Genomic DNA, 10,914 nt, shown 5'->3' with positions numbered 1-10,914 from the left:
GCACAATTCCAACAGGCCGTCTCGGGTAGCGGCCTCTATCCTTAGTGCTAGCGCTCTTGCACCGCAGCGGATGTCACCGAGGAGGGCCCGTGATCCTGCTGGTCGACAACCACGATTCCTTCACCTTCAACCTCGCGCACCTGCTGGCCGAGACTAGCGGTGTCGCGCCAGTGGTGGTCCGACCCGAGGAGGTCAAGCGTGAGGGAATCCTCCACCGGCTGGCTGACGGCGAATTCGATCATGTGGTCATCGGGCCAGGCCCTGGCACCCCGCTCAACAACAAAGATTTCAACATTGCTGACCGGATAATCGATGCCTCCAGCGAGCTCCCCCTACTTGGGGTATGCCTTGGCCACCAGGGCCTCGGGCTGCGTCACGGTGCCCAGTTGGAGACCATCCGACCCCACCACGGCATCGTTAGCCGGATTCATCACTCCGGACAAGGGATCTTCGCCGGATTGCCACAGGACTTCGAGGCCACTCGTTATCACTCACTGTGCCTGTCAGCACTGAGCGATGACACTTTTGAGCACGCTCGCGCTGAGGATGGCACCATCATGGCGTTCGAGGTGGCCGATCGGCCGCACTGGGGTGTGCAGTTCCACCCGGAGTCGGTGATGACGCAGGTAGGCGCCCAGCTGGTCGCCAACTTTCTGGCGATCAGCCACCCACAATGCAACACGATGTCTGAAAACCGCGACGTAGTGTCAAAAAATCGCAAACCAGGTTATCCCCCGTCACGCACAAGCTTTCGGACCCCTGCGCGATGGGAAATATGCCACCGCGACGTCAGTATCGACCTCGACGCGGGAGCTACCTTCGCCAAACTGGCTCGTGACGTCGACGCCTTTTGGTTGGACTCGGCAGTCACCCGCGGTGACGCTGGTCGTTGGAGCATGATGGGCACGACGGCGGGATCGGCGTCAGAAGTCGTCAGTTACGACCTCAACACGAATACGTTGATAGTCAATGGGCGATCCAAGCCCGGAGATGTGCTGGGTTTTCTGGCACGCCGTCTTGCGAAAGGGGCAACGAGACCAAAGCTAGGTGATATCCCGTTCACCGGCGGCTACGTCGGCTTCTTAGGCTATGAGTGCAAGGCGTTGACCTTGGGCCCGAATGCGCACCGCAGCGAACTACCCGATGCCATGTGGCTGCGTCCGGCAAGCTGGATTGCGTACGACCACTACCAGCAGCGTGCCCATCTGCTGGCCTTGGTGGACCGCAAAACGCCACGCCGTGACGAAGCCGCTGATCTGCTGGACACGTTAGCAGCGGCGTTAGTGGCTCGACGAGAACCTGACGAGCCATCCACTCCGCCGATGAGCGCGCCCGTCGGGTCGTGGCGGCTCAGCCGAGGGGGCTACCGGGACCGGATCTTGGCAATCCAGCAGGCGCTGGCATGCGGGGACTCGTACGAGGCCTGTCTCACCGACACCTGGACCTCCGAGTGCGACGTGGACGGCTGGCAGCTGTACCGGGCGCTGCGGCGTCGAAATCCGGCTCCCTACGGGGCCTACCTTCGGTTCACCAGCCCGCGTGTAGAGGTGTGCTCATCCTCCCCGGAACGGTTCCTGACGGTGCGCGACGGCATCGTTGAATCCAAACCGATCAAGGGGACGATCGCCCGGTGTGGTGATCCGGTTGGGGACGCCCAGCGGGTCGTCGATCTGCGAACAGACGCGAAAAACCGTGCCGAGAATCTCATGATCGCTGATCTGGTGCGCAATGACCTGTCCCGGGTGTGTAATCCCGGTACGGTTGAGGTGCCACACCTGATGGCGATCGAGTCATATGCGACGGTGCATCAGATGGTGACTACGGTGCGCGGGCAGCTGCGCGAAGACGTCGGTCTCGTCGACGTGCTGCGAGCGACCTTTCCTGGTGGGTCGATGACCGGAGCACCCAAGGAGCGGTCCGTAGAGATCCTGGACGGCCTGGAGGCCGGCGCCCGGGGAATCTACTCGGGAATACTGGGGTATCTCGGGTTCGATCGCACCGCCGACCTCAGCATCGTGATCCGAACGTTGATCTTGGCGGGGTCGAAGGTGACGGTCGGCGCCGGTGGCGCGATCGTTGCCGCGTCCGAACCCGATGACGAGTGGCGCGAGAAAAACCTCAAGGCGGCAGCGCCGTTGGATGCGTTAATGGAGGCGGTACAGGATGTCTCACTAGCCTAGAGAGGTCCCAGCAGCGTGCACTTTTCCGTACCGGAGGTGCGTCATAAAAACGCTCAGCTATACGGAATCCCTCGCCAACGCCCGCCGTCTCCTTGATGCGAGTCCACCTGGAAAGCGATGAAGGCGCCCGCCACGACCTGGTAGAGGACTGATCGTGGCCACCCTGGTGTGGGATGACATGGCGTGGGAGGGCTGCGGCGGTGGCAGGCTGACGGCCACCGGGCTCTCAAGCGGATCACCATGCTCATCGGGAACATCGCGCGCAATGGCAATGAAGGTATCGGCAAGCCAGAAGCTTTCAAACATGGTCTTTGGGGATATTTTTCACGCCGCATCACCGATGAGCACCGTCTGGTCTACAAGGTCGTCAGTCAGGCGACCCGCATCACACGTTGCCGTTATCGCTACGGTAGGTGACCAAACGGAGCGCACATGGCCACCATGGCCATTAACACGAGCGACGGGAGAATCTTTTCTAGATCCTGACGCTACGACGTGTCCCATCATCCAACTCCGTTCGACGGGGTGCCTACAGCCCCGTCGTCTAACCTATCGAGAACAGGATCGATGACGCTGACGACTGCGGCAGCGGTGTCGGAAAACTCCTCGGGTAGGTTCTCCCCCACGTCGCCCAGACCCTTCCGATAGGCAATATAAAGCGTTGCGTCCCCTCCGCAGTCTGTACTAGCGGGGCCAACGTGATCTCACCGAAAATCGCAGTCATTCTGATCGTCTCGCGCACCGCCGTATGCTAGAGAACTCCGTGCGCGCGTCAGGATATGGATATTCATGAAATCACGCCTCAGCGTATTCCACCATGAGCTGGCCTCGAGCCCGGGGTTTCCAGATATTGGCGTAGCGCGACAAGTGCAACGGGTAAGATGGCTCCGCCCCGGGCTTCGCTGGTGACGGGCTGGGAATAGCCTTTGAGGCCGACCACGAGCCCACGCACAATGTCAGCCTCGTAAGCGATGAGGTAACCCTCCACTTTTAGCCAGAAAATAACCATCTTCGACAAGAGGGCGCTTAGCCTGCACCACGTCGTCTCATCCATAACGAACGTATGCATCTCGCAATAGCGTGGATTAGACGGGCCAGGTATACCCGCATTTGCCAGTCGCGGCCGGGATGAGGGCTTTGTCCTTGTACCCGGCGAGTTACAGTCTCTGCGCAGCCATCGAATGGTGGCTTCTTTCTGATCATTCCCCCATTGCACCCGGAATCGGCCTGCGCCAGGCTCGCTCGATCTCCTCACAAGGGAGGCTAAACAGACCATTGACCTCGAACTCACCGTGATCGATGACCTCGCCAATACGCGCGACCGGCACGCCGTGCTCCTGGCACAGCTCCTTGAACTCGCGATAGTCCGCACCGGACAGCGAGACGATGGCCCGAGCAGGACTCTCGGAGAACAACATCACCGACGGTTCACCCTCAGGCAGACTCACCGACACGCCAAGTCCCCCTTGCAGGCAACTCTCCACAAGCGCCTGGGCCAGGCCGCCATCGGATAGGTCGTGAGCGCTAGAAAGCAGACCGCGCTTTGACGCTTCCACCATTACCGCAGCCAGAGCCTTCTCGGCATCCAGATGAGGCATCGGGGGCATACCGCCCAGGTGGCCAGCGTGGATGACGTCCTCGTAGACCGATCCACCGAACTCGCACTTCGTCGTTCCCAGCAGCACAACGGCGTCGCCGTCGTGGGCGAAGGCCGACGGAATGCGACGATGCACATCGTCAATAACGCCGAGGACGCCAACTAGCGGAGTTGGACGAATCGACTCGTCTCCAGTGCGGTTGTGCAAGGAGACGTTGCCGCCCGTCACGGGAACGCCGAGCTCGCGGCAGCCGTCAACCAGACCAAGGATGGTCTCGTCGAATTGCCACATGACGTCGGGGTCGTAGGGCGAACCGTAGTTGAGGCAGTCCGTGACGGCCACCGGGGTGGCACCCGTGACGGCCACATTCCGGTAGGCCTCGCACAAAGCAAGCTGAGCACCCAGGTACGGGTTAAGGGTGGTTTGCCTACCGTTAGCGTCCAGGGATAGCGCGATGCCGAGGTCCGTCTCCTCATCAACGCGAATCATGCCGGCATCATTTGGTTGGGCGAGCACAGTATTGCCACGCACGAACCGGTCGTACTGGTCGGTGATCCAGGACCGGTCGCACAGCTGGGCAGACCCAACGAGGGCCAGCAGCGCCCCAGCAAGACCTTCACCGGAGTTATCACGCGGCAACGCATTAGCGTCGTTCCCGTTGAGCTCGTCGATCCACCACGGGCGCGCGGCCGGCATGTCGAGGACCGGGCCGTCGTGAGCAACCGTCCGTGGATCGACGTCAACAATCCGCTCACCATGCCAGTCGATGTGAAGGCGGCCAGTGTCAGTGACCTCACCAATGACGGTGGCAGCAACGCCCCAGTGGGCGCAGATTTCCATAAAGCGGTCAAGCTGATCGGGGCACACCACTGCGGCCATCCGCTCCTGGGACTCACTCATGAGGATCTCCTCGGGAGCGAGGTTCGGGTCGCGCAGCGGGACGCGGTCGAGCTCGACGTGCATACCACCGTCGCCAGCACTAGCCAGCTCGGAAGTGGCACAGGAGATACCGGCCGCCCCGAAATCTTGCAGAGCCTCAACTACCCCGGCGTTAAAGAGGTCAAGGGTGCACTCGATGAGCAGCTTCTCCATAAAGGGGTCGCCCACTTGGACGCTGGGTCGCTTCGACTCACCCCCTGCGGCGAACGACTCCGAGGCGAGAATCGACGCACCCCCAATACCGTCACCGCCAGTAGCCGCACCGAAGAGAACAACGAGATTACCCACGCCTGAGGCCTTGGCGAACTGCAAGTCTTCGTGACGCAGTACCCCGACGCACAGGGCGTTGACGAGCGGATTGCCGTAATAGGTGGGGTCAAAGAGGGTCTGGCCGCCAATCGTCGGCAAGCCAAGGCAGTTGCCATAATCGGCGATCCCGGAGACCGCACCAGGCAGCACACGCGCAGTATCCGGAGCGTCCAGTGGCCCGAAGGCCAAAGCATTCATGACACCGACCGGGCGGGCTCCCATCGCCATGATGTCGCGAACGATGCCGCCGACCCCGGTAGCCGCACCCTGGTGAGGCTCGACGTACGAGGGGTGGTTATGAGACTCCGCCTTAAAGGTGACGGCTAATCCGTTGCCGATATCAACGACACCGGCGTTGTCTCCGATGCCAGCAAGCAACGGGCCGAGCGGCGTCTGCTGAGGAAGGTCACCGAATCGACGAAGGTACTTCTTCGATGACTTGTAGGAGCAGTGCTCTGACCACATCACCGAGTACATGGCGAGCTCGCCGCCGGTCGGGCGGCGTCCCAGGATCTCCCGGATGCGCTGGTACTCGTCGGCGGACAACCCCAACTCAGCCCAGGGCTGCTCGACGTCGGGGGTGCTGACGGCGTTCTCCACTGTGTCTGCCACAGGACAAATCTAGCCGTTGAGTAGCGTCATTGCCGCCTCGACCAAGATGCAAGCCCCCCCTGAGGGCACATCGCGGCGGCAGAACGTCTTACCATGAGCCAAGTGCGTACCACCACATTGAACCCTCGTCGTCGCGTCGCCATGACATGGGTGGTGTGGATTACCGCCGTGGTTGCATACGGGTTCGCGGTCATGCAGCGGACCTCGCTGGGCGTCATGGGGCTGACGGCAGCCGACCATTTCAACGCCCCCGCCTCCGTCGTCGCCACCTTCATGGTGCTGCAGCTAGCGGTCTACGCCGTGCTCCAGATTCCAGCCGGCATCACCGTCGACCGATTGGGATCGAGGGTCGTCATCACCGCCGGATCAATTGTCATGGCCATCGGGCAGGTCGTCATGGCACTCGCCGGGAGCGTCAGCGGAGCAGTGCTGGCTCGCATCCTCGTCGGTTGCGGCGACGCCTTCATTTTTGGTGCCGCGGTACGGCTAGTATCAGCGTGGTTCTCTGCTAAACAGATCCCTCTGGTAATCCAACTCACCGGTTTGCTGGGCCAGTTCGGACAAGTCGTCTCGGCGGTAAGCCTTGTGGCCATGGTGAACAGCAGTGGATGGCGTTCCACCTACCTCCTGGCAGCCGGTGGTGCTGCGGTAGCGGCCGCATTGACAGTTCTCTTCATCCGTGACGCTCCGCCCGGAGTGGAGCCGGAACGCACTGACGCCAATGTTAAGCAACTCCCCCACCAGGTCGTCGAGGTTGTCAAACATCCCTCGACGCGGCTGGCATTTTGGGCGCATATGTCGTCGAATTTCTCCGGTATCGTGTTCTCGCTGATGTGGGGTATGCCTTACCTCACCCATGCTGAGGGACGCTCGACGGCCACCGCATCGACCCTCATGACCGTCTACGTCATCGCCAATGCCATTGCCGGACCAACAGCGGGCATCCTCACCAGCCGCCACCCTATTCGTCGTGGCACCCTTATCGAAGGAATGATCACCGCTTCTGCTCTGGCGTGGCTGATCGTCCTGGTGTGGCCGGGGCCCGCCCCGCTGTGGATGCTTTTCCTCCTCATCATCTGCCTGGGCATCTCACTTCCAGGCGGAAACGTTGGCTTCGACGTGGCCCGCACTTTCCAGCCAGGCAGCCGGTTGGCCACCGCCACAGGCGTGGCTATTACGGGCGGCTTCTTTTTCGGTCTTTTAGAGATCGAGATTATCGGCTTACTACTCGACGTCCTGTGCCCCGGCAGCCGATACACCCTCAGCGCGTTCCGCTGGGCGATGTCAACTCAGCTCATCTTCTTCGCCATCGGGTTGATCGGGTTGGAAATCAACCAGCGTCGGCTGTATCGGATCATGGCCGACAACGGCGTGACGGTACCCACCTGGCGCGAGGCGCTGGCGCGCCAGTGGCGGGTTGCCAAACAGCATCGCCGCTGAACAACCCGCCTCAGCGTTACTCAGTTATTGAAGTCACGGGCGGTCTCGGCACGAGATGCCGCATCGCGGCGCTCCTTGACCATTCGAGTCAGACCACCAGTGGCCGACTGGTGACTTGCCAACCAACGATCAGCAATCTCGGCAACATCACCGTCGGGGAATAACCCGACGACCAACCGCTGAGCCATCTCGATCGGGAACTCCTGCCAGATCTGCTCGAGATCATCGAAATAGGAGCTATTGAGATCGGCAAAGGTCTCGACACCCAACGGGGTTCGCAGACCGTCGATATAAGCCAGACAGTGCTCATTGGACAGTTCTCCCGGGGTCCGTAGGCGGCGATAGGCCTCCTGCTTGGCGACATCGTCGGGACGGGCGGTGAGGGCAGCCATGTGATGGGCGACGCCGGTCTTGGTGCGGTCACGCTCTAGCTCAGCATCAAGGTCTTCGGCGCTGGCCCGCCCCAGAGCAGCCAGTGCCATCCAGGACTGCCATCTCATCTCCGGATCGACGACCAAGCCGGTGACATCGCCATCGAGCAGACCTCGAGTCCTCTCGACCGAATCTGGATCGGCTGCCGACAAGGCCAAGGCGTGACGCGCCCAAATACGCTGGAGGTCGCTGCCAGGCTCAGACACGTCGAGTCCTCGCCAAGCCCGGGCTGCTTCGGCGCGACGTGCATCTTCACGGGTAGAGTCAGGCAGGTAGTTCTCGACGGCCATTTGTAGCTGCTGCAACACGGTGGCGAGGATAGCCGGTTCGGTCTCCTTGGGGCTGTGCAAGGCAGCCGCGTCGAGGTAATTTTGCACCTTGAGCTTGGCGTCGCGCACGCAGTTCCATAGCATCGACCAAACCAGGGCGCGAGCCAATGGCTCGGCCAGGCCCGACAAGTGGGAAAGAGCGGTCTTTGTGCCAGTGGCACCGAGACGCGCCTTGGCGTAGGTGAGGTCGTCGTCGTTGATGAGGATGAGGTCGGGGGCCGGCTTGCCAGCAGCCTCACGCACCGGCGCGCGTGGGGAGGAGATGGTGAGGTCGACGAGGTCGGCACGCACCAGATCGTCACCGCGCAGAGAGTACAGGCCGACGCGCAGGGTGTGGGGACGATTGACGTTGCGGCCGGTGCGGGCGTCAACTGAATCGCACACCACGGCCAGCTCGGAAACGACGCCGTCACGGATGGTGAGTTCAGGTAGCAGAACGTCAGGACCAGTGGTCTTGAGCCATGCGTCGACCCAGGAGCTCAGATCGCGTCCGGACGCTTTTTCCAGGTAACGGATGAGGTCGTCAAGGGTGGCCGACGAGAAGGCCAATTCACGAAAATAGCGGCGGGCTGCGCCAAAGAACTGCTCGACGCCGACATGGGCCACCAGCTGCTTGAGCACCGAGGCACCTTTGGCGTAGGTGATGCCGTCGAAGTTCTGACGGGCGGCCTCTAGATCGACGATGTCAGCGACGATCGGGTGCGTCGTCGACTGCTGGTCGGCGGTATAGGCCCAAGCCTTGCGGCCGACGGCGAAATTCGTCCACGCCTCGCGGTATTCGGTGCCAGCAACTGAGGCGTGGGCGCCCATGTACTCGGCGAAGGACTCCTTGAGCCACAGATCGTCCCACCATTTGGGGGTGACGAGGTCGCCAAACCACATGTGAGCCATCTCGTGGAGGATGGTGTTGGTGCGCCCTGCAAGCTCAGACCTGGTCGCCGGGCCGCGATGGATGTAGTTCTCGGTGAAGGTCACCAGGCCCGGATTCTCCATAGCGCCAAGGTTGTATTCCGGCACGAAGATCTGGTCGTACTTGCCCCATGGGTAGGGGTAATCAAAGGCACGGTGGTAGAAGGTCAACCCCTGTTTGGTGATCTTGAAGATCTCTTCGTGGTCGACGTATTCGGCGAGCGAGGCGCGAGCCAAGATGCCCAGTGGAATCGACTCGGAACCGTCCCGAGAATGCCACTCATCATCGAAGCGCACGTAGGGTCCCGCGGCAATGGCGGTGAGATAGGTAGACATTCTCGGGGTGAGGGCGAAGTCGTGTAGGAGGCCATTTTCCTCCTCCCGAATGTCCTCGTGAACCTGGTTGGAGGCGACCCGCCAGCCGCTCGGGGCGATGACGTCAAAGTCGACGTGGGCTTTGAGGTCGGGCTGCTCGAACACTGAGTACACCCGGCGAGAGTCGGCGGCTTCGAAGTGAGTGTAGAGGTACACCTTGCCGTCGGCCGGATCGACGAAGCGGTGCAGGCCCTGCCCAGTGTGCTGATAGGGCAGCTTGGCGGTGACGATGACGAGATTCTTGCGGTGAGTGTGGAGTCGGTGGAGCTGAATACGCGATCCGTCGTACTCCGGCTCGATTTCCTCGTCGTTGACAATGACCGATTCGATCTCGCCGTCGAGCAGGTCCAGGAAGGTGTCGGGTTCCTTGGTGGAAAACCGCACCCTGGTGTTGGAGGTGAAGTGGGTGGCGCCATCCGCGTCAGCACCACGTACGTCGATACGGACGTGGTACCTCTCGACCTTGATGATTTCAGACCGGTGACGGGCTTCCTCACGGGTCAAATTCGTCGAACTCACACCACCAGAGTATGGCAGTGGCGCATACCATGAGCATCCAGACCGAGCAGTTCCTCCGGATGAAGCTGCACCCCGGCTCGACCGGGATACCTGGTGTTCGCTCTTGGCGGGTACAAGCCGGTGGCTAAGGACAGCAGTGTCAGGGTAACTAATCCAGCGATTCCTTTGGGCAGTCCACCTGCTGGACCGTCACACCATGCGCCACGTCATACACCCGACACGCGACCGAGGAAGCGGATTTTCCCACGTCAGGTGGCAGCAGAGAGCCAGACTTCATATGCCTATACAGGTCGACACGAAACCGGGTCCCCTGGCGCCAACGCACCACCCACTCATCGACGACGTTGACATCGGGCGGGTTGGTCTCGTTGAACCATGTCTGCGCAGCGTCCGCACGCGCAGTAGGAGAGGTGAGCCCTCGTGAATCAAGTTCCTTGCGCAGCGCATCAGGCAGGTCGTAGTCAGCTCGCCCAGCAACATCCTCATCCGTCTCAGACTGGATCGTGCTGCAACCCGCCAAGCCGAAGCAGAACAGCACACACACAGTCATCACAGCCAGGAACCAAGGACCCCTCATCGGCGCCTCCTCAGTTCTCGCACAGCAGCCGCACGCCGCTCAGGTAAGTAGGCATCCACGGTACCAGCGCCTCCTGATGCATCCACGTGATCGACCATGTCGAAATGGCTCCGCAATCGTCCCACCTCGGGTGCGGTCGGCCCCTTCGCGAGGTAGATCAAGGACTGGTCAGGCACCATGAGATGTCCACCCCAGGCCAGGACCCCTCGCGACTCAGCAACGATATCCTCCAGCACAACGATCTCATCGGGGAAAAGATTACCCGTTGACCCGTAGGGGAGAAAGCTCTCACGAAAAAGGAAGGCCGTTCCGGACAGAAGGTTGGAACGTTGCGGTGAGGCAACATTCCGGTCATACTGGAGCCCTGACACGTCACCGGGACGCAATGAGACAAGTTCGTAGTTGATGCGCCTCAAAGCGTGCAGTAGCACGACCGACGGCGCACCGGTCGTCAGAGTCACGTCGATCCCTGCACCCTCGACGAGCTGTGTAGTAGTAGCAGCACCAATCGGCCAATCGTTGGCGCTGCGCATCCCAGACCATCGTTGCGCGCGAGAAGGCTGGATGGGCGATGCCGGGACCGGTGGCAGGGCAAAGGCCTCGGGAACCAGAGCGACCGCTAGTCCACTTGCGGCCATACCACTCAGCAGGGCACGACGGGAGATTTTGTGGGAACTGTGTGACATCGCCGCATA

At 61.4% G+C, this 10,914-nt stretch carries 8 protein-coding genes; 3 read left to right on the top strand and 5 right to left on the bottom strand.

What is annotated here, in order from left to right:
* Positions 1–89 precede the first annotated feature (89 nt).
* Together pabB and F1563_RS09775 are read left to right on the top strand one after the other, a co-directional pair.
* Entirely contained in the window at positions 90–2,180 is a 2,091-nt protein-coding gene (gene pabB, locus F1563_RS09780; RefSeq protein ID WP_149302674.1) for an aminodeoxychorismate synthase component I, read from the top strand.
* Positions 2,181–2,363: 183 nt separating this feature from the next.
* A complete protein-coding gene (locus F1563_RS09775) occupies positions 2,364–2,597 on the top strand; it encodes a Txe/YoeB family addiction module toxin (RefSeq protein WP_002527953.1) in 234 nt (77 codons plus the stop codon).
* Positions 2,598–2,982: 385 nt separating this feature from the next.
* Here the strand turns inward: F1563_RS09775 and F1563_RS09770 are convergent, their stop codons facing one another.
* Positions 2,983–3,249: a hypothetical protein gene (locus F1563_RS09770; protein WP_002527955.1), complete on the bottom strand. Its 267-nt coding sequence runs from the start codon at positions 3,247–3,249 to the stop codon at positions 2,983–2,985.
* Between the two features lie 130 nt (positions 3,250–3,379).
* Entirely contained in the window at positions 3,380–5,638 is a 2,259-nt protein-coding gene (purL, locus tag F1563_RS09765; RefSeq protein ID WP_002527956.1) for a phosphoribosylformylglycinamidine synthase subunit PurL, read from the bottom strand.
* 93 nt (positions 5,639–5,731) lie between these two features.
* Here purL and F1563_RS09760 point away from each other — a divergent pair, with 93 nt between their 5' ends.
* Positions 5,732–7,078 carry an MFS transporter gene (locus tag F1563_RS09760; protein WP_007434109.1) on the top strand — a complete coding sequence of 449 codons (1,347 nt, stop codon included), beginning with the start codon at positions 5,732–5,734 and terminating at the stop codon, positions 7,076–7,078.
* A gap of 20 nt (positions 7,079–7,098) precedes the next feature.
* On the opposite strand, the gene pepN is transcribed toward F1563_RS09760, so the two are convergent.
* From pepN to F1563_RS09745, 3 genes are all read right to left on the bottom strand, one after another.
* The gene (gene pepN / locus F1563_RS09755) at positions 7,099–9,642 is read right to left on the bottom strand and encodes an aminopeptidase N (RefSeq protein WP_007434110.1); all 2,544 of its coding nucleotides are present in this window, start codon (positions 9,640–9,642) and stop codon (positions 7,099–7,101) included.
* A 148-nt stretch (positions 9,643–9,790) separates the two neighbouring features.
* Entirely contained in the window at positions 9,791–10,219 is a 429-nt protein-coding gene (locus F1563_RS09750) for a hypothetical protein (RefSeq protein WP_002527960.1), read from the bottom strand.
* Positions 10,216–10,905: a hypothetical protein gene (locus F1563_RS09745; protein WP_007434112.1), complete on the bottom strand. Its 690-nt coding sequence runs from the start codon at positions 10,903–10,905 to the stop codon at positions 10,216–10,218. The genes F1563_RS09750 and F1563_RS09745 overlap by 4 nt, the downstream gene beginning before the upstream one ends.
* Between the last annotated feature and the right edge of the window lie 9 nt (positions 10,906–10,914).

It is taken from the genome of Cutibacterium modestum, assembly GCF_008326345.1.
Classification (GTDB): domain Bacteria; phylum Actinomycetota; class Actinomycetes; order Propionibacteriales; family Propionibacteriaceae; genus Cutibacterium; species Cutibacterium modestum.
The sequence above is the reverse complement of the archived record's forward strand: the minus strand, read 5'-3'. Positions and strand labels throughout refer to the sequence as shown.